At 68.7% G+C, this 25,606-nt stretch carries 25 protein-coding genes; 15 read left to right on the top strand and 10 right to left on the bottom strand.

The genetic code is table 11. The features are described from left to right. Positions 1-206: 206 nt before the first annotated feature. Positions 207-740, bottom strand: a complete 534-nt coding sequence (locus tag FHT32_RS15975) for a hypothetical protein (RefSeq protein WP_176665568.1) — start codon at positions 738-740, stop codon at positions 207-209. A 122-nt stretch (positions 741-862) separates the two neighbouring features. Between FHT32_RS15975 and FHT32_RS15970 the strand changes: the two genes are divergently transcribed. After that, the gene (locus FHT32_RS15970) at positions 863-1,843 is read left to right on the top strand and encodes a LysR family transcriptional regulator (RefSeq protein WP_176665567.1); all 981 of its coding nucleotides are present in this window, start codon (positions 863-865) and stop codon (positions 1,841-1,843) included. A gap of 37 nt (positions 1,844-1,880) precedes the next feature. Here the strand turns inward: FHT32_RS15970 and FHT32_RS15965 are convergent, their stop codons facing one another. Next, positions 1,881-2,057, bottom strand: coding sequence for a hypothetical protein (locus FHT32_RS15965; protein WP_176665566.1), 177 nt, complete (start codon positions 2,055-2,057; stop codon positions 1,881-1,883). Between the two features lie 125 nt (positions 2,058-2,182). Between FHT32_RS15965 and FHT32_RS15960 the strand changes: the two genes are divergently transcribed. After that, a complete protein-coding gene (locus FHT32_RS15960) occupies positions 2,183-2,998 on the top strand; it encodes a metallophosphoesterase (RefSeq protein ID WP_176665565.1) in 816 nt (271 codons plus the stop codon). A 72-nt stretch (positions 2,999-3,070) separates the two neighbouring features. Then, a complete protein-coding gene (locus tag FHT32_RS15955; protein WP_256099009.1) occupies positions 3,071-4,576 on the top strand; it encodes an amidase in 1,506 nt (501 codons plus the stop codon). A 34-nt stretch (positions 4,577-4,610) separates the two neighbouring features. Here FHT32_RS15955 and FHT32_RS15950 read toward each other — a convergent pair whose 3' ends face one another. Further along, positions 4,611-5,348, bottom strand: coding sequence for a GntR family transcriptional regulator (locus tag FHT32_RS15950; RefSeq protein WP_176665564.1), 738 nt, complete (start codon positions 5,346-5,348; stop codon positions 4,611-4,613). Positions 5,349-5,610: 262 nt separating this feature from the next. Here FHT32_RS15950 and FHT32_RS15945 point away from each other — a divergent pair, with 262 nt between their 5' ends. The 8 genes from FHT32_RS15945 to FHT32_RS15910 all read left to right on the top strand — a co-directional run bounded on the left by FHT32_RS15945 (position 5,611) and on the right by FHT32_RS15910 (position 13,499). Further along, entirely contained in the window at positions 5,611-6,948 is a 1,338-nt protein-coding gene (locus FHT32_RS15945; RefSeq protein ID WP_176665563.1) for an aromatic ring-hydroxylating dioxygenase subunit alpha, read from the top strand. Between the two features lie 9 nt (positions 6,949-6,957). Further along, the gene (locus tag FHT32_RS15940) at positions 6,958-8,406 is read left to right on the top strand and encodes a glutamine synthetase family protein (protein ID WP_176665562.1); all 1,449 of its coding nucleotides are present in this window, start codon (positions 6,958-6,960) and stop codon (positions 8,404-8,406) included. A 117-nt stretch (positions 8,407-8,523) separates the two neighbouring features. Beyond that, positions 8,524-8,847: a 2Fe-2S iron-sulfur cluster-binding protein gene (locus FHT32_RS15935; RefSeq protein ID WP_176665561.1), complete on the top strand. Its 324-nt coding sequence runs from the start codon at positions 8,524-8,526 to the stop codon at positions 8,845-8,847. Positions 8,848-8,945: 98 nt separating this feature from the next. Continuing rightward, positions 8,946-10,145: an ABC transporter substrate-binding protein gene (locus FHT32_RS15930; RefSeq protein ID WP_176665560.1), complete on the top strand. Its 1,200-nt coding sequence runs from the start codon at positions 8,946-8,948 to the stop codon at positions 10,143-10,145. A gap of 58 nt (positions 10,146-10,203) precedes the next feature. Then, on the top strand, positions 10,204-11,064 hold the full coding sequence (locus tag FHT32_RS15925; RefSeq protein WP_176665559.1) for a branched-chain amino acid ABC transporter permease: 861 nt from the start codon (positions 10,204-10,206) through the stop codon (positions 11,062-11,064). After that, positions 11,061-12,023: a branched-chain amino acid ABC transporter permease gene (locus tag FHT32_RS15920; protein WP_176665558.1), complete on the top strand. Its 963-nt coding sequence runs from the start codon at positions 11,061-11,063 to the stop codon at positions 12,021-12,023. The genes FHT32_RS15925 and FHT32_RS15920 overlap by 4 nt, the downstream gene beginning before the upstream one ends. Further along, a complete protein-coding gene (locus FHT32_RS15915) occupies positions 12,020-12,802 on the top strand; it encodes an ABC transporter ATP-binding protein (protein WP_176665557.1) in 783 nt (260 codons plus the stop codon). The genes FHT32_RS15920 and FHT32_RS15915 overlap by 4 nt, the downstream gene beginning before the upstream one ends. Beyond that, positions 12,795-13,499 (top strand): ABC transporter ATP-binding protein, encoded by a 705-nt coding sequence (locus FHT32_RS15910; RefSeq protein WP_176665556.1) that lies wholly within the window; start codon positions 12,795-12,797, stop codon positions 13,497-13,499. The genes FHT32_RS15915 and FHT32_RS15910 overlap by 8 nt, the downstream gene beginning before the upstream one ends. Positions 13,500-13,604: 105 nt before the next feature. Here the strand turns inward: FHT32_RS15910 and FHT32_RS15905 are convergent, their stop codons facing one another. Next, positions 13,605-14,765 (bottom strand): ABC transporter substrate-binding protein, encoded by a 1,161-nt coding sequence (locus FHT32_RS15905; RefSeq protein ID WP_176665555.1) that lies wholly within the window; start codon positions 14,763-14,765, stop codon positions 13,605-13,607. Between the two features lie 157 nt (positions 14,766-14,922). Continuing rightward, positions 14,923-16,500 carry a phospholipase D family protein gene (locus FHT32_RS15900; protein ID WP_176665554.1) on the bottom strand — a complete coding sequence of 526 codons (1,578 nt, stop codon included), beginning with the start codon at positions 16,498-16,500 and terminating at the stop codon, positions 14,923-14,925. 72 nt (positions 16,501-16,572) lie between these two features. On the opposite strand from FHT32_RS15900, the gene FHT32_RS15895 reads away from it, so the two are divergent. Further along, positions 16,573-17,802, top strand: a complete 1,230-nt coding sequence (locus FHT32_RS15895) for a spore maturation protein (protein ID WP_176665553.1) — start codon at positions 16,573-16,575, stop codon at positions 17,800-17,802. Here the strand turns inward: FHT32_RS15895 and FHT32_RS15890 are convergent. Continuing rightward, positions 17,784-19,787 carry an alkyl/aryl-sulfatase gene (locus tag FHT32_RS15890; RefSeq protein WP_176665552.1) on the bottom strand — a complete coding sequence of 668 codons (2,004 nt, stop codon included), beginning with the start codon at positions 19,785-19,787 and terminating at the stop codon, positions 17,784-17,786. The two genes, FHT32_RS15895 and FHT32_RS15890, sit on opposite strands and share 19 nt — an antisense overlap. 74 nt (positions 19,788-19,861) lie before the next feature. Between FHT32_RS15890 and FHT32_RS15885 the strand changes: the two genes are divergently transcribed. The 3 genes from FHT32_RS15885 to FHT32_RS15875 are packed head-to-tail and all read left to right on the top strand — an operon-like array spanning position 19,862 to position 21,835. Further along, a complete protein-coding gene (locus FHT32_RS15885) occupies positions 19,862-20,782 on the top strand; it encodes a LysR family transcriptional regulator (RefSeq protein WP_176665551.1) in 921 nt (306 codons plus the stop codon). Positions 20,783-20,825: 43 nt separating this feature from the next. Beyond that, a complete protein-coding gene (locus FHT32_RS15880; protein ID WP_176665550.1) occupies positions 20,826-21,335 on the top strand; it encodes a flavin reductase family protein in 510 nt (169 codons plus the stop codon). Then, positions 21,332-21,835, top strand: a complete 504-nt coding sequence (locus tag FHT32_RS15875; protein ID WP_176665549.1) for a BON domain-containing protein — start codon at positions 21,332-21,334, stop codon at positions 21,833-21,835. The genes FHT32_RS15880 and FHT32_RS15875 overlap by 4 nt, the downstream gene beginning before the upstream one ends. Before the next feature lie 17 nt (positions 21,836-21,852). On the opposite strand, the gene FHT32_RS15870 is transcribed toward FHT32_RS15875, so the two are convergent. The 4 genes from FHT32_RS15870 to FHT32_RS15855 are packed head-to-tail and all read right to left on the bottom strand — an operon-like array spanning position 21,853 to position 25,535. After that, positions 21,853-22,668, bottom strand: coding sequence for an ABC transporter permease (locus FHT32_RS15870; protein ID WP_176665548.1), 816 nt, complete (start codon positions 22,666-22,668; stop codon positions 21,853-21,855). Between the two features lie 10 nt (positions 22,669-22,678). Then, entirely contained in the window at positions 22,679-23,446 is a 768-nt protein-coding gene (locus tag FHT32_RS15865) for an ABC transporter ATP-binding protein (RefSeq protein ID WP_176665547.1), read from the bottom strand. Next, the gene (locus FHT32_RS15860; RefSeq protein WP_176665546.1) at positions 23,443-24,414 is read right to left on the bottom strand and encodes an ABC transporter substrate-binding protein; all 972 of its coding nucleotides are present in this window, start codon (positions 24,412-24,414) and stop codon (positions 23,443-23,445) included. The genes FHT32_RS15865 and FHT32_RS15860 overlap by 4 nt, the downstream gene beginning before the upstream one ends. Next, positions 24,411-25,535, bottom strand: a complete 1,125-nt coding sequence (locus FHT32_RS15855) for an aryl-sulfate sulfotransferase (protein ID WP_176665545.1) — start codon at positions 25,533-25,535, stop codon at positions 24,411-24,413. Before FHT32_RS15855 ends, FHT32_RS15860 begins: the two co-directional genes overlap by 4 nt. Between the last annotated feature and the right edge of the window lie 71 nt (positions 25,536-25,606).

The following is a 25,606-nucleotide window of genomic DNA, read 5'->3' as shown; positions in this document are numbered from 1 at the left end:
TTTTCTTCACCCCATCCAACCAGCCCCGAAGAACCCCGTCAGACCCGAACACCAGAGGCATTCAGCAGCGAAGCCCACGAGTATATGACAGATTTTGAGGCTTCGTCCACTCTCGCAGACTTTTTTGCGCAGAGGCTCTGCGCCTCTCCTCATAAATGAAGAAAGCCGCCCGAAGGCGGCTTTCTTCATTAGCGGATCGCTGTTCCTTAGTAGTAGCGCGAGCTGTTCATGCGACGCATTGCTTCGTACAGCGTGGGCATGCGCACTTCCTGCGACCGGGCGCTCATGCGGGCCAGCGCGTCGATCTTGGCTGCCTCGGCGGCCGGGACAGTACCTTCCGGTTGCTGGCGCCACATCGCAGCCTGCAGGTCCTGCATCACGCGCGGGTCGTTCTTGGCGGTTTCCAGGAAGCGGGCATCGGCACGGGCAGCAGCGCGACGCTGTGCGGCAGCGCGCCATGCGGTGCCGATGGCGCCCTGGCTGATCGAGCCTGCGAACACCGCGAACAGGCCTATGGCCGACACGGTCCAGACGGCCAGGAGGCCGCCGTCGTTCCAGTTGGAAACGAGCGACTCGGTCACCACCAGCACGGCCGCCGCGACGGCGACGATCAGCAGGGCGATGAGTGGGCGGGCGCCCTTGGCACCAGCGCGAGCGGCCTGGATCTGGCCGAACAGGACTTCGGCGCGACGGACGCCGGGGTGGACGGTAGGTTGGTCAACGTGAACGAAGCTGGTCATGATGCATCCCTCCTGGGACATTGGTAATCAGTGGTGGCGAACAAGGCCGATGGGGGTGATATTAGGGATTACCCCAGTGTTTATCCACTTTATCTTTCTGATGTTTATCATTCACAAGGCTGATGGACGTCAACTTTCGCACGCTCGACCTCAACCTGCTCCGCGTCTTCGACGAGGTGATGGCGGAGCGCAACCTCACGCGCGCCGCCCGCAACCTGTCGATCACGCAGCCGGCCGTGAGCAACGCGTTGCGGCGCCTGCGGGAGGTTCTCGGGGATGAGCTGGTGCGCCGCTCGGGCGCCGGCGTGGAACCCACGCCGCGGGCGCTCGCCCTCTGGCCGACCGTGCGGGACGCCCTGCGCCAGCTGCAGCACACGCTCGCCCCCGGCGAATTCGATGCCGGCACGGCCGACACCACGTTCCTGTTGGCGATGGCCGATGCCACCGCGGCCGAGCTCATCCCGGGCCTGGTCCAGATTGCCGAGAAGGAAGCGCCGGCCATTTCCCTGCGCGTGCTGCCGCTGACCACGCGCGATCCGCGCCGCATGCTGGAACAGGAAGAGGTCGACATGGCGGTCGGCTACTTCCCGGCGGTGATCGCGAGCCTCGCGGCGCGGGGGCAGTCGGGGGTGGGGGTGCCGTTCGAGACCCAGCGGCTCTACCTGGGTCAATATGTATGCGTGATGCGGCGGGGCCATCCGCTGGCCGATGCGCCCCTCACGCTGGACGACTACTGCGCCGCCCGCCACCTGCTGGTGAGCTTCTCGGGGCGGCCCTATGGATTCATCGATCAGACGCTGGGCGCCATGGGGCGCGAGCGGCGCATCGTGGTGACGGTGAACCAGTTCTTCACTGCCGGCCGGGTGGTCGCCAATTCAGACCTGCTGACCGTGCTGCCCCGTCACTTCGTGACCGTGACCGGCATCGACGACCAGCTGGTGCTGCGCGACCTGCCCTTCGACCAGCCGCCGGTGCACGTCGACGCCATCTGGCACCGGCGCGCCCAGCACGGGCACTCTCACGAATGGCTGCGCAATGCGCTGTTGCGCTCGGCAGCCGCGGCTTTCGCCGGGTCGGTCCTCGGGCAGAAGGTGCCCGGCTGACCTCTTTGCCTGCTACTTATATATATATATATAGGGATCAGCGGACGACGCTGAGCCAGGCGCTGGCTGCGGCGCGCAGTTCCTGGGCGTGATGGGCGCCGCGGCCGGCGCGCATGTCGGCGCTTTCCATCAGTGCGGCGGCATGGCTGGCCGGGGCATTGACGTTGGAAGAGCGGAAGAAGAATCGGGCCACTTGGGCGATGAGGCTGAACATGATGGTGCGCTGCTCGTGGCGGCGCTGGAGTGGTTGATGTTTCAAGAATAAGGGTTAACCCTAGCAAATCAACCCGGACCTTATGCGCGTCGTGCATGGGGCAATTCACCTAGACTGGCCCGACGATGAAGCTGCAACTGCTGTCCGACCTGCACCTGGAGTCCCATCCCCGCTTCCGTGCCCAGCCGCTGCCGGGCGCGGACCTGCTGGTACTTGCGGGCGACATCGGCTCCTACCAGCAGGGTTCCCGCCTGACCGACACGGATTTCGGCCTGGGCCGCTTCTCGCCCCGCAATGGCTGGCCGGTGCCGGTGATCTACGTGCCGGGCAACCACGAGTACGACAGCCTCGACTTCGACGAGACCCACCAGCGCCTGCGCGCGCTCTGCGACGAGCTCGACATCATCTGGCTGGAGCGCGAAACCAGGGTAATAGAAGGCGTCCGCTTCGTCGGCACCACCCTCTGGGCCGATTTCGACGCGCTGGCCGAACCGACCGACAGCCTGGCCGAGGCGCTGAAGAAACGCGGCAAGGCGATGCGCGCGGCCGATTTCTATCTTGAAAAAGCGGCCACCATGCGTAACGGCGAGCTTTTCCTCGCCGCACAGCTGCGCGACCAGGCGCTGGCCTGCCAGGCCTGGCTCACGCAGGCTCTGGCCGAGCCTTTCGACGGCACCACGGTGGCCATCACCCACTTCGCGCCCAGCCTGGAAAGCGCCGATCCGCGCTACGGATTGACACCGGGCACCGCCGGTTTCTGCAATGCGCTGGACGAGTTGCTGCCGCAGGCAAGGCTGTGGCTGCACGGCCACCTGCATTGCCCGTCCGACTACGTCAAGAACGGCTGCCGCGTGGTCGCCAACCCGCTGGGCTACGCCCGCAACGGCGAACAGGAAGGCTACAGGCCCCAGTTGCTGGTCGAGGTGCCCGGCACCTCGTAACGGCCGGCAACGTCTTGGCCGCAGTCGCTGTGTAGACTGGCCCGATTCCATCTGATCGATGGGGAGCGCGCCATGACGCAGCAGCGGACACAACAACGACGCAAATTCCTGCAGCAGACCGCCGGCGCAGCCGCGGCCACGAGCCTGCTCTCCCTATGGCCGAAGGCCTTCGCCCAGGGACCGGCCGAGCCGCCCCCCGGCAGGGCCATGGGCCTGCTGTCGATGTCAGAGATGTCGCGCCGCCTCGCCGCGGGCAGCCTCAGCAGCAGCCAACTGGTGGAAGAAGCGCTGGCCGCCATCCAGAACCCCGCCGGCGAAGGCGCGCGCACCTTCATCCGTGTGCATGCCGATTCGGCCCGCGCCACCGCGGCTCGGCTCGACGCCGAGCGCAGGAGCGGCCGCCCGCCCGCCTCGCCGATCGCCGGCATCCCGATCTCGCTGAAGGACCTGTTCGACGAAGCCGGCGTCACCACGCTCGGCGGCTCGATGGTGCTGGCCGGCCAGCCGCCCGCGGCGCGCGACGCCCTTGTCGTCGAGCGGCTGCGGCGCGCCGGCGCGATCATCATCGGCCGCAGCAACACGGTCGAGTTCGCCTACACCGGCCTGGGCATCAACCCGCACTACGGCACGCCGAAGAACGTCTACGACCGCGCGACCGGCCGCATCCCCGGCGGCTCGACCTCGGGCGGCGCGATCTCGGTGGCCGACGGCATGGCGGCCGGCGCCATCGGCACCGACACCGGCGGCTCGCTGCGCATCCCGGCCGCGCTCAACGGGCTGGTGGGCTTCAAGCCGACGCAGCGGCGCATTCCGCTCGACGGCGTACTGCCGCTGTCCACCTCCTTCGACTCGGCCGGGCCGATGGCCTGGACGGTGGAAGACTGCGCGCTGCTCGACGCCGTGCTGGCCGCTGAGCTGCAGCGGCCGCTGCGCGTGCTGCCGATGCGCGGCCTGCGCTTCGCGGTGCCCAAGACCTTCTTCCAGGACGAGCTGTCGCCGCCCGTGGCCGCGGCATACGCGTCGGCGCTGGCCAAGTTGTCGGCCGCGGGCGCCACGGTCACCGAGCTGCCGATGACGGAGTTTTCGAAGGCGTCGGCCATCAACCCGCGCGGCATGATCACCGCCGCCGAGGCCTTCACCTGGCACCGGGAGATCATCAAGACCGGCGCGGCCAGGTACGACCCGCGCGTGCTGGCCCGCATCAGGACCGGCGAGACCATCACCGCGCCCGACTACCTGCAGCTGCAGGCGCTGCGCCGGCAGTTCATCCGCTCGATCAACACGGCCGCCATCGGCTACGACGCGATGCTGATGCCCACCACGCCCGACATCGCCCCGCCCATCGCCGAGGTGCTGAAGGACGACGACACCTACTACCGCATCAACGCCCGCATGCTGCGCAACCCCTCGGTGGTGAACCTGTTCGACGGCTGCGCGCTCTCGGTGCCCTGCCATGACGCGGGCACGGCGCCCGTGGGGCTGATGCTCGCCAGCATCGGCAACACCGATCACCGCCTGCTGGCGGTCGGCGCGGCGGTGGAGGCGGTGGTGGCTCCGCGGCGCGCGCTCAGCAGCTGAGCGCGCGCCGCCAGCCCCCGCCCCCCCCGGGGGCTCAGGCGCCGCCGCGCCCCTTGGACACCAGCTTGATGCCCGGCATCAGCTCAGCCGCCAGTTCGGGCCGCTCCAGCGCGTAGTCGAGGTTCATGCGCGCGATCTCGACGTGCTCCTCGCCCAGCGCCTGCGCGCGCGAGCCCTGGCCGCGCTCGATGGCCTGCACCATCGCATGGTGCGTGCGGTGCGCCTGGCGCATCCACTGCTGACCCTCTTCCATCGACGACTGCATCGGCAGCATCGCGCTCGGCGCGGCGAAGGGCTGGCCGCCGAGCATGTCCATCACCCGCTTGAGCGCGAGGTTGCCGCAGCCTTCGATGATCAGCTTGTGGAAGCGGTCGTTCATCTCGACGTAGGCGGCGTAGTCGTCCAGCTCCATGCTGGGCTTGTTGACGGCGCGGTCGCCGTCTTCCAGGCAGTCCTTGAGGTCGCGCAGAAGCTGGCGGGAGGCGCCGTCCTCGGCCAGCAGGCGCGCGGCGAAGCCTTCGATCACGCCGCGCACGCGGATGGCGTCGGCCACCTCCTGCGAGGTGAAGCGGCGCATCTGGTAGCCGCCGCTGGGCGACTGCTCGATCAGCCCTTCGTGCTCCAGGCTGGCCAGCGCCAGCCGCACCGGGGTGCGCGAAGCCTCGAGCTTCTCGGCCAGCGGGATCTCGGCCAGCCGCTCTCCGGGCACGAATTCACCCTTGAGGATCATGTCGCGCAGTTGCACGAGCACGCGGGATTGTTGGGAGTCCATGGGGCGAATTCTAGGAGACAGGCCCGGCATTGCACGCAGCGTATTTACTCTGGCTCGGTTGTTGCATGCATTGCGTCACAACAAGTGTCAAAAACCGACGATACGCTCAGCGTTTACCCTGATTTTGACCTTCCAAGGCCCATATTGGGGCAATTTGGCAGATGAAAGTTTGACCGGGATCGAGGATCACCAAGACAATGCATACAGTTGCATGCAATGGCTGCAAGCCTCTTTCCACAGTCCCCTCGATGGAGCCCGCACGATGATCAGCGCAGAGCAGAACGATTTCATCACCCGCGTCGGACCCGGCGCCCCTGCCGGCAAGCTGCTGCGCCGCTACTGGCAGCCGGTGGCCCTGGCCGACGAACTGGCAGGCCCGCGGCCTGTGAAGCCAGTGAAGCTCATGGGGCAGGACTTCGTCCTCTTCCGCGACGAGAGCGGCCAGCTCGGCATGCTCGACCGCGACTGCCCGCACCGCGGCGCCGACCTCGCCTTCGGCCGGCTCGAGAACGGCGGCCTGCGCTGCGCCTTCCACGGCTGGCTGTTCGACGCCAAGGGCAACTGCCTCGAGACCCCGGCAGAGCCCGCCACCAGCAAGCTGTGCACGCGCATCAAGCAGTCGGCCTACCCGGTGGTCGAGAAGAGCGGCGTGGTCTTCGCCTACATCGGCGAGGGCGAGCCCCCGGCCTTTCCCGAGTTCGACTGCTTCGTCGCGCCCGACAGCCACACCTTCGCGTTCAAGGGCCTGTTCGAGTGCAACTGGCTGCAGGCACTCGAGGTGGGCATCGACCCGGCGCATGCCTCGTACCTGCACCGTTTCTTCGAGGACGAGGACACCTCCGGGAGCTACGGCAAGCAGTTCCGCGGCGCCTCGGCCGACTCCGACATGCCGATCACCAAGGTGCTGCGCGAGTACGACCGGCCCGACATCAGCGTCGAGCCCACCGACTACGGCTTCCGCCTGAAGGCGCTGCGCAAGCTGTCCGAAGACGCCACCCACGTGCGCGTGACCAACCTGGTGTTCCCGCAGGCCTTCGTGATCCCGATGAGCTCCGAGATGACCATCTCGCAGTGGCACGTGCCCGTGGACGACACGCACTGCTACTGGTACGCCATCTTCACCAGCTTCACCGGCCCGGTCGACAAGCAGCAGATGCGCGAGCAGCGCCTGAAGCTCTACGAGCTGCCCGACTACACATCGCGCAAGAACAAGCGCAACAACTACGGCTACAGCATCGAGGAACAGCTCACCGAGACCTACACCGGCATGGGCGACGACATCAACGTGCACGACCAGTGGGCGGTGGAGTCGCAGGGCCCTATCCAGGACCGCACGCGCGAGCACCTGGGCAGCACCGACAAGGGGATCATTGCCTACCGCCGCGTGCTGGTGAAGGCGATCGAGGCCACGCTGGCCGGCGAAGGCGCACCGATGGTCATCGACGCCGCGCAGGCCAGCGCCATGACCGGGCCGCCCTCCATCGACGGCATCGGCCGCAACGTCGCCGACGAGGCTGCCACCGAGGCCTACTGGCAGGACGCCGACCGCGCGCGGCGACTGAAGTCCGACTGGGCCTCCGCACGCCTGGCCGCTACCTGAGCACACGCCATGACGAGCCACACATTCGTCGACCGCTTCGGCCTCTGGAGCGAAGACCAGCACGCGCAGGCCAGGGAACTGGTGCGCCGCATCGACGGCGGCGAGGTCGACCTCGTCCGCTTCGCCTGGCCCGACCAGCACGGCATCCTGCGCGGCAAGACGCTCGTCGCCAGCGAGGCGCGCTCGGCCCTCTGGGAGGGCGTGAACCTCACCTCCACCCTGCTGGCGAAGGACACCTCGCACAAGACCGTGTTCCCGGTGTTCACGCAGGGCGGCGGCTTCGCCGTCGAGGGCTTGCAGGGCGGCGCCGACTTCACCATCGTGGCCGACCCGGCCACCTTCAAGGTCCTGCCGTGGTCGCCGCGCACCGGCTGGGTGATGTGCGACGCCTACATGGCTGACGGCAAGCCCTGCCCCTTCGCCACGCGGCAGATCCTGCAGCGCGCGGTGCGCCAGCTCGACGAGCTGGGGCTGGACTTCATCGCCGGCCTCGAGGTGGAGTTCCACGTCTTCAGGCTCGACGACCCTCGCATGGGCCTGTCCGATTCCGGCCAGCCCGGCGAGCCGCCGCGCGTGTCGCTGCTCTCGCACGGCCACCAGTACCTCACCGAGCTGCGCTACGACCGCGTCGACGACCTGATGGAGCTGCTGCGCTCGCAGCTCATGGCGCTGGGCCTGCCGCTGCGCTCGCTCGAGATCGAATTCGGCCCCAGCCAGTTCGAGCTGACCTTCGGCCCCACGGCCGGCGTCATGCCCGCCGACACCATGGTGCTGCTGCGCAGCGCCATCAAGCAGGTCTGCCAGCGCAACGGGCTGCACGCCACCTTCATGTGCCGGCCGAAGATCCCGAACGTGATGTCCAGCGGCTGGCACCTGCACCAGTCGCTGCGCCGCAGGAGCGACGGCGTCAACGCCTTCATGCCGGAAGCCGCGGGCGGCCAGCCGCTGAGCGAGACCGGCATGCACTACCTCGGCGGCCTCAAGGCGCATGCCTGCGGCGCCGCGGCGCTGGCGAGCCCCACCATCAACGGCTACCGCCGCTACCGCCCCTTCTCGCTCGCGCCCGACCGCGCGATCTGGGCCAAGGACAACCGCGGCGCGATGCTGCGCGTGCTCGGCGGCCCGGGCCAGTCGGCCACGCGCATCGAGAACCGCGTGGGCGAACCGACGGCCAATCCGTACCTGTACCTGGCGTCGCAGCTGTTCTCGGGCCTCGACGGCATCCGCAACCGGATCGACCCCGGCCCCTCGGCCGACGCGCCGTACGAAACGCCGGCCGAGCAGCTGCCCCGCTCGCTGGGCGACGCCCTCGCCTGCCTGCGCCGCGACGAGATGCTCAACGCGCAGATGGGCAAGACCTTCGTCGACTACCTCTGCCACATCAAGGAAGCGGAGATCGCCCGCTTCAACCTCGAAGTCAGCGAGTGGGAACACCGCGAGTACTTCGACATGTTCTGAACATGACGCACACCCCCAGGCTTGCCCACTTCGTGTGGCCTCCAACCCCCTTGCAGGGGGCAACACCAGCGGCCCGGCAAAGCCGGTTCCGCGGTGTTCACCATTGAAGAAAACCCCATGCCCACGATCCACTACATCCTCAAGGACGGCACCACGCGCGAGGTCGACGCCAAGGTCGGCGCCAGCGTGATGGAGACCGCCATCCGCGGCAACGTGCGCGGCATCGATGCCGAGTGCGGCGGCTGCTGCTCCTGCGCCACCTGCCACGTCTACGTGGACGACGCCTTCATCGACCTGCTGCCGCCGCCCGACGACATGGAGAGCGCGCTGCTCGATGCCGTGGCGTCCGAGCGCCGGCCCGGTTCGCGGCTGAGCTGCCAGCTCGGCATCACCGCGGCCTTCGATGGCCTCACTGTGCGCGTGCCCGATACGCAGGTCTGACGCCAGGCTCGGGCATCATCGCGCGCTTCGCTTGCACCCGGTTACACGAAAGCAGCGCCCCGTCGGGCGCATCCACTCCACCTGAAAGGTCCTTTTCCATGACGATGACCAAGAGAACCCTCCTCTCGACCCTGCTGCTGGCCGGCCTCGGCCTCGCGGGCGCCACGGCGCATGCGGCCGACGAGCCGCTGCGCATCGGCCTCATCGCCACCTACTCGGGCCCGTACGCCGACTACGGCCGCCAGTTCGACGCCGGCATCGCGCTCTACCTGAAGGAGCACGGCGGCAAGGTGGGCGGCCGCACGGTCGAGATCATCAAGAAGGACACCGCCGGCCCCGCGCCAGACGCCGCCAAGCGCATCGCGCAGGAGCTCATCGTGCGCGACAAGGTGAACGTGCTCACCGGCCTGGACTTCAGCCCCAACGCCTACGCCGTGGGCGCCATCGCCACGCAGGCGAAGATCCCCACCATCGTGATGAACGCGGCCTCGTCGGCCATCACCACCAGCTCGCCCTACGTGGCGCGCCTGTCGTTCACCGTGCAGCAGGTCACCGACCCGATGGCGCGCTACATGCTCAAGGAAGGCATCAAGGACGCCTACACCGTGGTCGCCGACTACGCCTCGGGCGTCGACGCGGAAACCGCCTTCAAGAAGACCTTCACCGCCGGCGGCGGCAAGGTCTCGGGCGAGGTGCGCACGCCGATGAACAACCCCGACTTCTCGGCCTACGTGCAGCGCATCAAGGACGCCAAGCCCCAGGCCGTGTTCTTCTTCTTCCCCTCGGGCGTGATGCCGCCGGCCTTCCTGAAGGTGTGGAAGGAGCGCGGCATGGAGCAGGCCGGCATCAAGCTCTTCGCGACCGGCGAAGCCACCGACGACAGCTACCTCGACGCCACCGGCGACGTGGCGCTGGGCCTGGTCACCAGCCACCACTACTCCTTCGCGCACCCCTCGCCGAAGAACCAGAAGTTCGTGAAGGACTTCGCCGCCGACAACGGCACCAAGCTGCGCCCGAGCTACTTCGCCGTGACCGCCTACGACGCCATGGCCGCCATCGAACTCGCGCTGGCCAAGACCAAGGGCGACACCGCCGGCGACAAGTTCATGGACGCGCTCAAGGGCCTGAGCTTCGAGAGCCCGCGCGGCCCGGTGGAGATCGACCCGGCCACGCGCGACATCGTGCAGACCGTCTACATCCGCAAGACCGAGCGCGTGAACGGCCAGTTGGTGAACGTGGAGTTCGACAAATTCGAGCGCGTGAAGGACCCGGCGAAGGAAGGCGCAGCCGCCAAGTAGGCGCGCAGCAGCCTCATCGTTCAGTCGTTCAGCCAGCGAGTCAGCCAGCGGGAAATTCATGGGCATCGTGATCTTCGACGGAGTGGCCTACGGCATGCTCCTCTTCCTCATCGGCGTGGGCCTGTCCATCACGATGGGGCTCATGAATTTCGTCAACCTCGCGCACGGCAGCTTCGCGATGGTGGGCGGCTATGCCGCGAGCGTGCTGATGAGCCGGTTCGGCGTGGGCTTCGGCCTCTCGCTCGCCGCCGCCTTCGTGGCGGCGGCCGTGCTGGGCGCGGTGCTGGAGTTCGTGTTCTACCGGCGCCTGTACCGCGCGCATCCGCTGGACCAGGTGCTGCTGTCGATCGGCGTGGTGTTCGTGTCGATCGCGGCCTTCACCTACTTCTTCGGCCCGACGATGCAGCCCTTCGCGCTGCCGCCGGTGCTCGACGGGCAGATGTCGCTGGCGGGCCTGGAAGTGGGCCGCTACCGGCTGTTCCTGATCGTCTGCGGCGTGCTGGTGCTGGCCGCGCTGCTGCTGGGCCTGGGCAAGACGCGCTACGGCGCGATGGTGCGCGCGGCGGTGGACAACCAGCGCGTGGCCGGCGGCACCGGCATCCACGTGCAGCGGCTCTTCTTCCTGACCTTCTCGCTGGGCTGCGGCCTCGCCGGCCTGGGCGGCGCGCTGAGCCTGGGGATGCTGGGGCTGGAGCCCTCGTTTCCGCTCAAGTACCTCGTCTACTTCCTGATGGTGGTCTGCGTCGGCGGCGCGGGCACGGTCACAGGACCTTTCATTGCGGCGTTGCTGGTCGGCATCGTCGACGTGGCGGGCAAGTACTACCTGCCGGAGACCGGCGCATTCCTCATCTACGTCTTCATGATCGTCATGCTGCTGGTGCGGCCGAACGGCATCGTCGCGAAGAAGGGGCTCGCATGAAAGCCCTGAACCTTTCTCCCGCGCAGCTGCGCATCGCAGAGGCGGCCTTCTGGCTGGCGCTGGCGTCGAGCTTCTTCCTGCTGCCCGACAAGCTCACGCTGATGAGCCAGGTGCTGATCTTCGGCCTCTTCGCCGTGTCGCTCGACATGGCGCTGGGCTACGCGGGCATCCTCACCGTGGGCCACGCGGCCTTCTTCGGCGCGGGCGCCTATGCGGCCGGCCTGCTCGCCAAGTACGGCTGGAGCGAGCCCTTCAGCGGCCTCGTCGTCGCGCTCGCGGTGTGCGGCGCGCTGGGCTATGCGCTGAGCTACCTGGTGGTGCGCGGCGCCGATCTCACGCGGCTGATGATCACCATCGGCGTGTGCGTGCTGCTGTACGAGCTGGCCAACCGGCTCTCGGGCATCACCGGCGGCACCGACGGGCTGCAGGGCGTGGTCATCGCGCCGGTGCTCGGCTTCTTCGAATTCGACCTCTACGGCAAGACCGCGTTCGGCTACGCCTTCGTCGTGGTGCTCGCGATGTTCCTGCTGGTACGGCTGGTGCTGCGCTCGCCCTTCGGGCTGGCGCTGCGCGGCATCCACGACAGCCGCAAGCGCATGACGGCCATCGGCTCGCCGGTGGAGGCGCGGCTGCGCATGGCCTACGCCTTCTCGGCGGCGGTGGCGGGCGTGGCGGGCGCGCTGCTGGCGCAGACCACGCAGTTCGTCGGCATCGAGTCGATCGGCTTCAACCGCTCGGCCGAGGTGCTGATCATCCTGGTGCTCGGAGGCACCGGGCGGCTGTACGGCGGGATGATCGGCGCCATCGTCTACATGCTGGTGCACGACTGGTTCGCCGACATGAATCCGCAGTACTGGATGTTCTGGCTGGGCATCTTCCTGATCGCGGCCGTCATGCTGGGGCGCGGCGGCATCATGGGTGCGCTTTCGCGCTTCGTTCGCACGGGGAAGGCGCGATGACGAACACCACGCACAGCCTGCGCGCGCAGGACCTCGGCGTGCGCTTCGGCGCCTTCCAGGCCGTGGCCGAGGTGAACCTCTCGCTCGAACCCGGCGCGCGGCAGGCGCTGATCGGCCCCAACGGCGCCGGCAAGACGACGCTCATCAACCTGCTGACCGGCGTGCTCAAGCCCACCAGCGGCAGCATCCACATGGGCGCGACCGAGATCACGCGCCTTTCCGGCGACAGGCGCGCGCGCATGGGACTGGCGCGCACCTTCCAGATCAACACGCTCTTTCCCAGCCTCACGCCGCTGCTGTCGGTGGTGCTGGCGATCAGCGAGCGCGAAGGGCTGGGCGCCACCTGGTGGCGGCCGCTGAAGGGCTGCACCGCGGTGTTCGACGAGGCGCATGCGCTGCTGCGCACGCTGAAGCTCGACGGCCTCGCCGACGTGCCCGTGGCCGAGCTGGCCTACGGCAAGCAGCGGCTGCTCGAGATTGCGCTCGCGCTCGCGGCGAAGCCCCGCATCCTGCTGCTCGACGAACCCGCTGCCGGCGTGCCGGAGGACGAGAGCGGCGAGCTGTTCGAGGCCATCGCGGCGCTGCCCGCGGACATCAGCGTGCTCTTCATCGAGCACGACATGAAGCTGGTCTTCCGCTTCGCCCGCCGCATCTCGGTGCTGGTGGGCGGACGCATCCTCACCGAGGGCACGCCTTCGGACATCGGCGCCGATCCGCGCGTGCGCGAGGTCTACCTGGGCAGCTCGCACCTCCACCACCACCCACACCCACATGCCTGAAGCACTCGCCTTCGACAACGTCACCGCCGGCTACGGCAACGCCGTGGTGCTCGACCGGCTCGACTTCTCCCTGCAGCAGGGCGAGAGCCTCGCCATCCTCGGGCGCAACGGCGTGGGCAAGACCACGCTGCTCGAGACGCTGATGGGCAACACCCGCGTGATGCAGGGCGCGATCCGCTGGCAGGGCACGGACATCGTGCGCTGGCCCTCGCACCAGCGCGTGCGCGCGGGGCTGGGCTGGGTGCCGCAGGAACGCGAGGTGTTCCCCTCACTCACCGTCGAGGAGAACCTCACCGTCATCTCGCGCCTGGGCGGCTGGAACCTCAAGCGCGTCTACGACTTCTTCCCGCGCCTGCGCGAGCGTCGCGGCAACTACGGCAACCAGCTCTCGGGCGGCGAGCAGCAGATGCTCGCCATCGGCCGCGCGCTCATGACCAACCCGAAGCTGCTGCTGCTCGACGAGCCGATGGAAGGCCTCGCGCCGATCATCGTGGAGGAGCTGGCGGCGGCGATCCGCCGGCTTTGCGAATCCGAAGGGCTCGCGTCGATCGTGGTGGAGCAGCATCCGGTGCTCGCGCTGGAGATGACGCACAAGGCGATCGTGCTGGAGCGCGGCACCGTGGTGCACGCGGGGCCCAGCGCGGAGCTGGCGGCCGACCAGGAGTTGCTGGAAGGCTTGCTGGGCGTCGGGGTTTGATTGCAGGACACCGCGGAACCGGCTTTGCCGGGCCGCAGGTGTCGCCCCCGGTGAGGGGGTTGGCGAAGCGACACGAAGTGCGCGAAGCCTGGGGGAGTACCTGGCCTAGCTCAGCATCTGTCCGCGGCTGCCGATGACGGCCACGTCCACGAACTGTCCGCCTTCGCGGTTGGTGCGCCCGTAGTTGATCTTCACGCCGCCCAGGTCGAAGTTCTCGATGCTCGCGAGCCCCGACATCACCGAGGCACGCGTGAGCGAGCCGCCCGCGCGGCGCATGCCTTCGGCGAGCACGGCCGCGTTCAGGTAGCCTTCCAAGCTGGTGAGCGAGAAATCCTTGGTGCCGTTGGCCACCATGTCGGCCTGGTAGCGGCGCACGATCTCGAACTTGGTCGAGTACGGCGAGGGCACCACGATCACGAAGCCCAGGCCCTTGGCCAGGTCGCCCATGGCCGACAGCGCGCTGGCCGTGATCGACAGGCCGTAGGCCGAACTGCTGTTGCCCGCCTCGCGCAGCGCCTTCAGGAACACCGGCGCCGTTCCGGCCAGCCCGACCACCACCACCTGCGGCTTGGCCTTGGCGATGGCTTCGGCCGCGGGGCCCACTTCCATGCTGGTGGTGTTGGGCGTGGTCGCGATCACCGTCGGCTCCAGCTTGGCCTTGGCCAGCGCGTTCTTGAAGGCGGCCAGCACCGACTGCCCCAGCGGATCGTTCGAATGCACCAGGCCGATGCGGCTCTGGCCCAGCACGGCGGCGGTACTCACCAGCTTCTCGACCTCCTGGTCGTAGTTGGCGCGCACCCAGAAGGTGTTGGGCGCATTCTTCTTGCGCAGCGAGATGGTGCCGGTGATGGGCCCCACCACGGCCATGCCGGGCACCGCGTCCATCACCTCGGCCGTCTGGCGCGTGCCCAGGGGGTGCACCAGCGCGAGCACGGAGCTGTCCTTCTCGAAGGCCAGCGCGTTGGCCTTGGCCACTTCGGGCTTGAAGGTGTCGTCGGCCATCACGAGCTCGACCTTGGTGCCGTTGATGCCGCCCGCCTTGTTCAGCGCGTTGAAGAAGGCGCTGGAGCCCTGGTAGAGGCCCTGCCCGTTCGCCTTCTCGACGCTGCTGTTGTCGAAGGTCGTTCCCACGCGCACCGGCCGGTTCTGCGCGAGCGCCGGAAAGCCGAGTCCGGCGGCTGCGGTGGCGGCGGCCAGACCGGTCAGCGCACGCCGACGGCTGGTGGAAAGCGGCGCAATCGACTCGCGCGGCATGGGAACGGTCATGGTCGAAGTCTCCGGAAATGAATGCGTCTGTGACAAAAGTTCACACTCTTGCGAGGAATGTAACGCACCTTCCCGTTCGGAAGATGACCTGGGCGGCTACTTCTTGGGCGGCTTCGGCATGGCCGCCACATTCATGCCGGCTGGAGCATGCCGCCGGCTACAGGAGTTCTTCGCCCACGATGGGCAGCAGCAGCCAGTTCTTGAAGCGCAGCCAGAGGAACTCGCCCGGCTCGTCCTCGTGGACGATGTCGCCGCCGGCGTCGTCGTACTCCAGCCACTGCACGCGCCGTCCGTCGGGCCCCAGGCGCAGCCGGTAGCCGAGGTTCACGCGCTCGCCGCTCATGAGCCTGTCGTAGTCCTTCACCAGCTCGGGGCTGTCGATGACCAGCCCGATCTCGGTGTTGACCGCGGCGGAGCGGTGGTCGAGGTTCATCGAGCCGATGAAGAAGCGCTCGTCGTCGACGATCGCCAGCTTGGCGTGCAGCCGGCTGATCGACTTGCCGAAGTCGCCGAAGCGCCCCGATTTGCCGGTGAGCGTGGGCGCGATCTCGTAGATGGAGACGCCGATCTTCAGCATGTCGGCGCGGTAGCGCTCGTAGCCCGCATAGGCCAGCGGCTCGTCGGTGGCGCCCAGCGAATTCGTCACCACCGTGATGCGGCCGCCGCGGTCGATGGCCTTCTTCATCATCGCCATGCCGCGCGCGCCCGGAATGAAGTACGGCGAGCCGATCTTCACCTCGCGTTTGGCCGAATTGATGACGCTCAGCGCCCCCTCGGTCACGCTTCCCTCGTAGGCGGCCTCGGCCTTGCGCGTGATCTTCTCGGGGTCGTCCACGAACAGCGTCGACGGCGCCCAGTAGCGCTCGACGTTGCCCGCGATGAGCTGCTGCCCCACCGGCGACTTGTCGAGCACGTCGCGCTGGTGCATGGCCACGTCGGGCACCGCCGTGCGCGCGATCTCGTCGAAGCGCTTCTGCGCCTGCTCCACCGGCATGCGCAGCGGCGCGATCTGCTCGATGGGGCGCACGTGTTCGCTGTTCCAGTAGCGGTCGAAGCCCTCGGACATCTGGCGCACCACCGGGCCGCTGGAGAGCACGTCCATGTCGATGAAGTTCGCCGCCGTGCTGCGCATGAAGTATTCGTTGGCGATGTTGCGCCCGCCCGAGACCGCGAAGCTGTTGTCGGCCACCAGCAGCTTGTTGTGCATGCGGTGGTTGATGCGGCCGAAGTCGGTCAGCGAGAACAGCAGCCGCGTCGCCAGCGAGTCCGCGCGCGAGGGCAGCGGGTTGAACAGCCGCACCTCGATGTTCGGGAACGCCGACAGCGTGCTGAACACCTCGTCCTCGCCGCCGGTGTAGAGGTCGTCCACCAGCAGCCGCACGCGCACGCCGCGCGCGGCGGCCTCGCGCAGCTCCTTGAGGAACAGCAGGCCGACGTCGTCCTTCTGGATCAGGTAGTACTGCACGTCGAGCGACTTCTCTGCGTGCCGCGCGAGCGAGATGCGCGCATCGAACGCGAAGGCCGCCTCCGGCAGCAGCCTGAAGCCCGAGAGCGATGTCGAGCCGCCCGGGGTTCCCTTGGCCGCGAGCTGCCCGAGCTCGGTCTGCGACACGTCGGTGAAGGCCGTGACCACCGGGCGCGGCTGCGGCGGCGGCAGGCTCGCGCAACCCGCCAGCCAAAGGGTGGCTGCGCCCAGGGCGAGAGCGGCGTATCGGCGGACGGTGGAGGCGCGCATGGGCCGAACTGTAGCTCGCGGCGGCCCCGGATGGCGGGCCTATCATCGAAGCGAAACAAAAGGAAAAGAAGCGTGCTCAACGGCTTGTGGCTTGGTTTCTTCGGGGTGGCGGCGCTGGCGGCGCTGGTGCGGTGGCTGGTGGGCGGCGACCCGACGGTGTTCGCGGCGCTGGTCGAGGCGCTGTTCGCGATGGCGCGGCTGGCGGTCGAGGTGATGGTGCTGCTCTTCGGCACGCTCACGCTGTGGCTGGGCTTCCTGCGCATCGCCGAGGCGGCGGGGCTGGTCGGCTGGCTCGCGCGGCTGCTGGGGCCGCTCTTCCGGCGGCTCATGCCGGGCGTGCCGGCGGGGCACCCGGCGCTGGGCCTCATCACCATGAACTTCGCGGCCAACGCGCTCGGGCTGGACAACGCGGCCACGCCCATCGGCCTGAAGGCGATGCGCGAGCTGCAGCGGCTGAACCCCGACCCGGTGACGGCCACCAACGCGCAGATCCTCTTCCTCGTGCTCAACGCTTCGTCGCTGACGCTGCTGCCGGTCACCATCTTCATGTACCGGGCGCAGCAGGGCGCGGGCGACCCGACGCTGGTGTTCCTGCCGATCCTGCTGGCCACCAGCGCCTCCACGCTGGTGGGGCTGCTGTCGGTGGCGGTGGCGCAGCGCCTGCGGCTGTGGGACCCGGTGGTGCTCGCCTACCTGGTGCCGGGCGCGCTGCTGCTGGGCGGTTTCATGGCACTGCTGGGCACGCTCTCGGCGGCGGCCATCGCGTCGCTGTCGTCGCTGCTGGGCAACCTCACGCTGTTCGGCGTGATCGTCGTGTTCCTGCTGGCGGGCGCCATCCGCCGCATCAAGGTGTACGAGTGCTTCATCGAGGGTGCGAAGGAAGGCTTCGACATCGCGAAGAACCTGCTGCCCTACCTGGTGGCGATGCTGTGCGCCATCGGCGTGCTGCGCGCATCAGGTGCGCTCGACTTCGTGTTGAGCGGCCTGCGCTGGCTGGTGACTGCGGGTGGCTTCGACGCACGCTTCGTCGACGCCATGCCCACCGCGCTGGTCAAGCCCTTCTCGGGCAGCGCGGCGCGCGCGATGCTGATCGAGACCATGAAGAGCCAGGGCGTCGACAGCTTCCCAGCGCTTGTGGCTGCCACCATCCAGGGCAGCACCGAAACCACCTTCTACGTGCTGGCGGTGTACTTCGGCGCGGTCGGCATCCAGCGCACGCGGCATGCGGTGTCTTGCGCGCTGCTGGCCGAGCTGGCAGGCGTGGTGGCCGCCATCGCGGTGTGCTACTGGTTCTTCGGCTGAGCCTTGGGCTCGACGATCGGGAACATCGGCTCGAAGGTGTCGAGCATCGACATCAGCTCCGCCAGCTTCGCGCGGTCGCCGTCGATCTTCACCTTGCCCGCGAGCACCGCCGCCGGGAAGCTCGTTTCCTTCAGCGTGATCGCGTCGAGCGTGGCGCGGTTCAGCGTTACGGTGGCGTCGGCATCCGGCTGGCGGCCCGCGATGTGGGTGAGCGCGGAGTTCTCCAGCGTCAGCACGAACTGCTGGTTGGAATCGGTGAAGCTCCAGTTGATGGCCATCTTCCTGCCCTCGGCCCTGGCGGCGTTCAGCCGCACGCCCAGGAAGTCGAAGAACAGGTCGTTGCTCACGGCCTTGAGCGAATCGGCATTGGCGCTGTTGCCGCCCGCGATCTTCGGCACGCCGTCGCGCAGCTCCATCGCACCCACCAGGTAGGCGCTGCGCCAGGTGCCGGCTTCCGACTGGTAGCCCATCTGCTCGAGCGCATCGGCGCCCAGCTCGCGGGCCGCGCGGTTGGATGGGTCGGCGTACACCACCTGGCTCATCGCGCTGGCCACCCAACGGAACTCGCCCTTTTTGAAGTCTTCGCGGGCGCGCGCCAGCACCGCGTCGGCGCCGCCCATGTACTCGATGGTCTTCTTCGCATAGGCCACCGGCGGCAGCGGATTGAGGTTGGCGGGGTTCGCGTCGTACCAGCCCAGGTACTTCTGGTAGACAGCCTTGGCGTTGTGCCGCAGCGTGCCGTAGTAGCCGCGCGCGGACCACTCCTGCTCCAGGCTCGCGGGCATGCGCAGCGTCTCGGCGATGTCGGCCGCCGTGTAGCCCTGGTTGAGCAGGCGCAGCGACTGGTCGTTGATGAACTTGTACATGTCGCGCTGCTTCTTCAGCAGGTCGACGATGCGGTCCTGCCCGAAGGTGGGCCAGTGGTGCTGGGCGATCAGCACTTCGGCCTTGCCGCCGAAGGCCACGCGCGCCTCGTCGATGTACTTCGACCACAGGTTGCCGTCGCGCACCTCGGCGCCGCGGATGGTGTAGAGGTTATGCATGTTGTGCGTCACGTCCTCCGCCATGTTGAGCACGCGGAACTGCGGCAGGTACATGATCATTTCCGACGGCGCCTCGGAGCCCGGCACGAGCCTGAAGACGAACTGCACGCCGTCGATGGCGCGCTCTTCCGTCGGCTTGTCGATGGTGGAGGTAGGCGCGATCAGCGACATGGTGCCGCGCGCCAGCGCCTTGCCCAGGCCGGTGTCGACCTGCCCGCGCGGGCCCGGCGGCAGCAGCGTGCCGAACTGGTACTGCGAGCGCCGGCTCATCGCGTTGCCCGCGAGGATGTTCTCGGCCACCGCCGTCTCCATGAAGCCCGAGGGCGCGAGCACCTGCACCTTGCCGGCCTTCACGTCGGCCTCGTCGACGACGCCCTTCACGCCGCCGAAGTGGTCGGCGTGGCCGTGCGTGTAGATCACCGTGCCCACGGGCTTGCGCGGGCGGTGCTGGTAGTAGAGCTCCAGCGCGGCGCGCGCGGTCTCTGCGGCCAGCAGCGGGTCGATGACGATCAGCGAGCTGTCGCCTTCCACGATGGTCATGTTGGCGATGTCGAAGCCGCGCACCTGGTAGACGCGCTCCGTCACCTTGAAGAGGCCGTGGATCGCGTTGAGCTGCGCCTGGCGCCACAGACTGGGGTTGACGGTGTCGGCCGGCGCGTCGGCCTTGAGGAAGTCGTAGGGCTTCATGCTCCAGACCGGGCGCGCGCCAGCGCCCGGCACCAGCGCGTCGGGCACGGTGCCGACGAAGCCGTGCATCGCGTCCTCGAAGTCCTGCCGGTTGGCGAAGGGCAGCGTCTTGGCCATGTCGGCGTTGGCCTGAAGCGTGGAAGGCTCGGGCGCCTTGGGCGCGATCTGCGCAAACGACGGCGAGGCTCCCAGCGCGCAGGCCAGGGCAACGAGCACGGCGGAAAGGGAAGCAGAAGATGGGAAGGAGGCTTGCATGCCGACGATTCTGCGAAGCGCCAGAACCATTGGCAAATGCAAAATATGCGCTCCCTTTTGAAGCAAAACGCAAAATGCAGCTGCGCCAGCTCCAGCATCTCGTCGCCCTCGCCGACCAGGGCAGCTTCGGCCGCGCGGCCCAGGCAGTGCATCTTTCGCAGCCCGCCCTCTCGCGCAGCATCGAGAGCCTGGAGGAAAGCCTGCAGGCCCGCCTGGTCGACCGCGCCTACGGCAGCGTGCGCTTCACCCAGGCCGGCGAGCTGGTGCTGGCACGCGCGCGCGAACTGCTGGCCGACGCGCAGCAGATCGCGCGCGACGTGCTGCAGCTCGAAGGCCTGGCCATCGGCAGCCTCGCGGTCGGCTTCGGCCCCTTCGCCGCCGGCACGCTGGGCCGCGCGGCCCTGTCGCTCATGACGCAGCGCCACCCGCAGCTGCAGATGCGCATGGAGGTGGCCGACACCGCCACGCTGTGCGAGCGCCTGCACCGCCGCGAACTCGACCTGTTCGTGGCCGACACGCGCGACCTGACCAAGCAGCAGCCCGGCCTGAAGCTCGCGCGGCTGCCCAACCTGCCGGTGTCCTTCTTCGTGCGGCCCAAGCACCCGCTGCTGAAGCTCAAGCAACAGCCGACGGCGCTCGAGAAGCTCATGGACTACCCCGTCGCCGGCCCGCGCATGCCGGCGGAGGTGGCGCAGCAGTTCGACCGGCTCGCCCCGCGCGGCGACCGCGGCGTGTTCAACGTGACCTGCGACGACGCCGGCACGCTGCGGCACCTGGCGCTCACGGCCGACGCGGTGATCCTCGCGCCGGTTGCACCCGTCCCCGGCCACGACACCGACACGCTCGTTCCCCTGCCGGTGGCGGGGCTCGAACGCATGCAGACGCACTACAGCCTCGTCACGCTGGCGGCGCGCACGCCCTCCCCGGCGGCGGCCGTCTATACCCGGCTGGTGGAGGAGTTGATGAACCCGGACGGGCAGGCCGGCGGGCGCTGAGCCAAAATGGCCCTCCGCCTCCAAGCCATTTGCGTCTTTTTCAGTGACCACTCCCCGCCGGGCCCAGCCGCCCTCCTTTTCGTCCGACGAGTTCCGTGAAGCCCTCGGCATGTTCGCCACCGGCGTCACCGTCGTGACCGCGCGCGCGGCGGACGGCACGCTGGTCGGCCTCACGGCCAACTCCTTCAACTCGGTGTCGCTGACGCCGCCGCTGGTGCTGTGGAGCCTGTCGCGCGCAGCCGGCTCGATGCCCGCGCTCAGCGCCGGCTCACACTACACGGTGAACATCCTCGCGGCCAACCAGAAGGCGCTGGCCGAGCGCTTCGCCACCAAGAACATCGACCGCTGGGCCGACGTGGCCTTCACCGAGGGCCTGGGCGGCGCGCCGGTGCTCGTGGGCGCGGCGGCCAGCTTCGAGTGCTTCAACCGCAGCCGCTACGACGAAGGCGACCACGTGATCTTCGTCGGCGAGGTGGAGCGCTGCTCGCACGACGCGGGCGCATCGCCGCTGCTCTTCCACGGCGGGCGCTTCTACACAGAGCATCCCTTGTGACGCGCCGCCCTGCGCTCCTGCTTGTCCTGCTGCTCGCCGCGCAGGCCGGCACGGCGCAGGAAGCCGCGGCGCCACTGAAGCAGAACTGGTTCGACGACCCGTTCTTCCAGATCTCCTCGGGCCTGCCGGCCTGCGCCGTGCCCGAGGGCCCGTTCTACACGACGGAAGAACGCCGCCTGCAGACCCACTCGCGCCTGGAGCGCGGCACCACCTGCTGGCTGGCCGGCAAGTGCGCCGACAGCAACGCCTACCGCTACGACAAGCCGCTCGCGCCCAAGGTGCGCGCCGCGCTGCTGGCCGTGCCGGGGGTGAAGAAGGGCAGCGTCTGGGTCGTCATCCAGCGGCGCTGGGTCTACCTGCAGGGCTGCGTGCCGGACGCGGCGCTCGCGAAGCAACTGGAGCGCGCGGCACGCGCGGTGCCCGACGTGGAGACCGTGGTGCCCGACCTGATGACGGGCACACGGGGCAAGCCGCCCTACCCGGTGGCCTCCACCAGATAAGCGGGCAGCGAAGCTGGCTAGCTCCCCAGCGCCGACTCGTGCCAGTGCCGCAGCAGCAGCCGGCCGATCGCGCTCACCACCAGGAAGAAGAGAAAGCCCAGCAGCGTCGCCGCGATGACCTCGGCGAACAGCAGCGCGGTGTACATGCGCCCCTGCGCGAAGACGATCTGCACGCCGAGCCCGCCTTCGGCATTGCCCGAGCCGATGATGAATTCGCCCACGATGGCGCCGATCACCGACAGCCCCGCCGAGATGCGCAGCCCCGCGAAGATGTGCGGCAGCGCGCCCGGCAGCCGCAGCTTCCAGAACGACACCAGCCCACCCGCGCGATGCAGCGCGAACAGTTCCGCGAGATTGCGCGAGGTGGAGCGCAGGCCGAGCATCGTGTTGTTGATGATCGGGAAGAGCGACATGATGAAGCTCACGATCACCACCGACAGCTCGTTGTAGCCGAACCAGAGCACGATGAGCGGCGCAATCGCCACCACCGGCACGGTCTGCAGCAGCACCGCGTACGGATACAGGCTGCGCTCCAGCAGCCGCGACTGCGCCAGCACCGCGGCGCCCGCGATGCCGACGAAGATGGCCAGCGCGTAGCCCAGCAGCGCCTCCTTCAGCGTGGAGAGCGTGGCGCCCGCGAGCGTTGCGGCGTTCTCCACGGTGGCGGCCGCCACTTCCTGCGGCGAGGGCAGCAGGTAGCCCTTGCCCTGGTAGACGGTGGCGCTCAGCAGCCACCAGAAGCCGATGGCGAGCAGCGCGACCACCAGCACGGGGGCTGCGTTGCGCGCGAAGGCCAGGGCGGAGGAAGAAGACGAAGAAGAAGATCGGGTCATCGCCGTTTCCTCAGGCCACGGCCTGCGCGTGGTGCTGCGCGCGCAGCACCGCCGTCACCTGTCCGGTGAGCGCCGCGAAGTCGGCGCTGGCGCGCAGCTCGGGCGCGCGCGGGAATGCGAAGGGCACGTCGATCACGTCGAGGATGCGCCCCGGCCGCGGCGACATCACCACCACGCGGTTCGAGAGGTACACCGCCTCGTGCACGTTGTGCGTCACCAGCACGCCGGTGAAGCCGGCCTGCCGCCACAGCGACGAGAGCTCTTCCTGCAGCACGTCGCGCGTGAGTTCGTCGACCGCCGCCAGCGGCTCGTCGAGCAGCAGCAGCCCGGGCCGCAGCGCGAGCGCGCGGGCCAGCGACAGCCGCATGCGCATGCCGCCCGAGAGCTGGTGCGGATACGACTTCTCGAAGCCCGCGAGCCCCACGAGCTCCAGCGCTTCCGCCGCGCGCGGGCGGTAGCTGTCGGGCGGGTGGCCTTCGAGCTCCATCAGCAGCTGCGCGTTGCGCTCCACGTTGCGCCAAGGCAGCAGCGCGGCCTCCTGGAACACGAAGGCGGTCTCGATGCCGTCGGGCCGCGTACAGCGCCCGGTGCTCGGCGCGACCAGCCCCGCCATGATGCGCAGCAGGGTCGACTTGCCGCAGCCCGAGGGCCCGACGATGGAGACGAACTCGCCCGGACGCAGCGCGAAGTCGACCGTGTCCAGCGCCAGCAGCCCGCCATCCTTGCGCGTGTCGAAGCGCTTCGACACGCCCTCCAGCCCGACGGCCGCGCCGCTCATGGGTTGCAGCCCGGCACCAGCGTGCGGTCGTAGCCCTGCTTCGCGTCGAAGCCCGCGGGCAGGAAGCCGACGCTGCGCAGCTGGCCCGCGAGTTCGCTCCAGCGCGCGTCCGTCATGCAGCCGATGCGGCCGAGGTCGTGCGAGATCAGCGTCTCGATCATTTCCTTGTTGGCCGCGTCGTACACCTCGGGCGTCATCTGCTTGTTCATGCCGGTGATGAGCGGCTTGAGCCCCTGCGGGTTGCGCACATAGTTGGCCCAGCCCTTTTGCACCGCGGCGATGGTGGCCTTCACCAGCGCGGGGTTCTTGCGGATCATCTCGTCGGTGGTGAAGAGCACGTCGTAGGGCCGGTAGCCCAGCGAGGCCAGCGTGATCTGCTGCACCTGCACGCCGGCCGCGGCCATGCGCGCGGGCAGGAAGAGCGAGTAGCCCTGCTGCACCATCTTCGGATCGTTGCGGAACAGGCCGAGGTCGCCGCTCACCGGGATCTCGCGCGTGCCCGCGAGCTTGTACTGCTTCTTCGTCCACTCCCAGTAGGCGTTGCCGATGTTCACCGCGAAGGTGCGGCCCTGCAGGTCGGCGATGGACTTCACGGCCGGGTCGGCGTGATAGACCAGCGTGTAGGGCACGTAGTCGAGGTGCGCGAACACCGCGCGCACCGGCGCGCCGCGCAGGCGGGCCAGCAGCACGTCGTCGGCGTTGCCGATGCCGAACTCGGCCTGGCCCGAGGCCACCTGCGGGATGGTCTGTATCTTCGGGCCGCCCTGCAGCACGCTGATCTCGATGCCGGCTTCGCGGCCGAGCTTGTCCTGCTGGGCCTGCCAGTAGCCGGCCTGGTCGGGCTGGGCGAACCAGTTGCTGAGGATGCGCACCGGCCTGGGCGCGTCGGCGGCCTGTGCCGCGAAGGGCAGCGCCGCGGCCAGCGCGAGCAGGAGGCGGCGAAGCGAGGAAGAAGAAGTCGTCGTCATGCGGAAACCTTGAGCCAGGGAAGTTGCGCCGCGCTGTAGCGGAAAGTCTGGAACACGCTGTTCTGGCGGCCCGGCACGTACTTGCGCGCGGCCTCGTCGGGGTACTCGGCGAACCAGGGGATCACGTACTCCCACACCACCTCGCCGGCCGGCGTGACCTCGAAGAGGCGCCCGGTGGCCGACTCGGTGACGTGCGTGTTGCCGTTGGGCAGGCGCTGCGCGCTGCCCATGTAGGCGGTGTAGAAGGCGTTGACCAGTTCGTCCGCGTACTGCCACACGACCTCGTTGGAGGTCGGGTCGATTTCGAGAACGCGCGAGAAAGCCACATGCTTGCCGGTGCGGAAGTTGCCGTTGTCGAAAGCAAGAATGTTGCCGTTCTCCAGCGCGACCGGCGCATGCTGGTGCGACAGCACCGACGGCGGGATGTGCAGCTTCACGCCGCCCGTGGCGCGGTCGATGCCGACGATGCCCGAGGTGGTGCGCAGGCTCATGAGCACCAGGCCCTCGGCCGTCACGTCGAGCCCGTTCACCAGCGGCCAGTGGGTGCGGCCGAAGCCGGGGTGGATCGGGAAGTCTTCCGGCGCGAGGTGCTCCCAGGCCTTCCATTCCCACACGAGCCTGCCGTCGCGGTCGACTTCGCGGATCACGTCGCCGTACATGGTCTCGTCCGGGCGGTGGGCGGTGCCGCCGGGCACGCGCTCGGCAAAGCCGGCCGGCACCGGCGCGCAGCCGGCGTACAGCAGGTGGCCGTTGGCCAGCCAGCGGGCGTCGTGGTGGTGGGTCGGGTCCTGGAAGCGCCAGACGATCTCGCCCTCGGGCGTGGCCTCGTAGAAATCGCCGCCGTGCCACAGCGACCAGGCCGGGTAGATCTCGGGCGAATCGGCGTGGTTGCCGTTGTAGCCGAGGTTGCCGTTGGGCAGGATCACGGCCGCGCGGCCCGGGCGCACCGGCATCTTCCACTGGTGGACGACACGGCCCTCGATGTCGATCAGGTAGACGTTGCCGTCGTCGGTCTGCGGCGCGATCAGGATGTAGCCGCCGGCGCTCAGCGCCGGGTCGTGGGCGATCAGGCCGGTGCCGCGGCGGCGCTGGGTGATCTGGTCGACGGTGGTGGTGGTCACGGGAACGAACCTCGGAGGATGGATGACGGTGTGGATGACGGTGCGAATCTAGGCCGCATCGCCCGTCAGGA

It is taken from the genome of Variovorax sp. SG517 (assembly GCF_013376045.1).
Taxonomy (GTDB): domain Bacteria; phylum Pseudomonadota; class Gammaproteobacteria; order Burkholderiales; family Burkholderiaceae_C; genus Variovorax.
The sequence above is the reverse complement of the archived record's forward strand: the minus strand, read 5'-3'. Positions and strand labels throughout refer to the sequence as shown.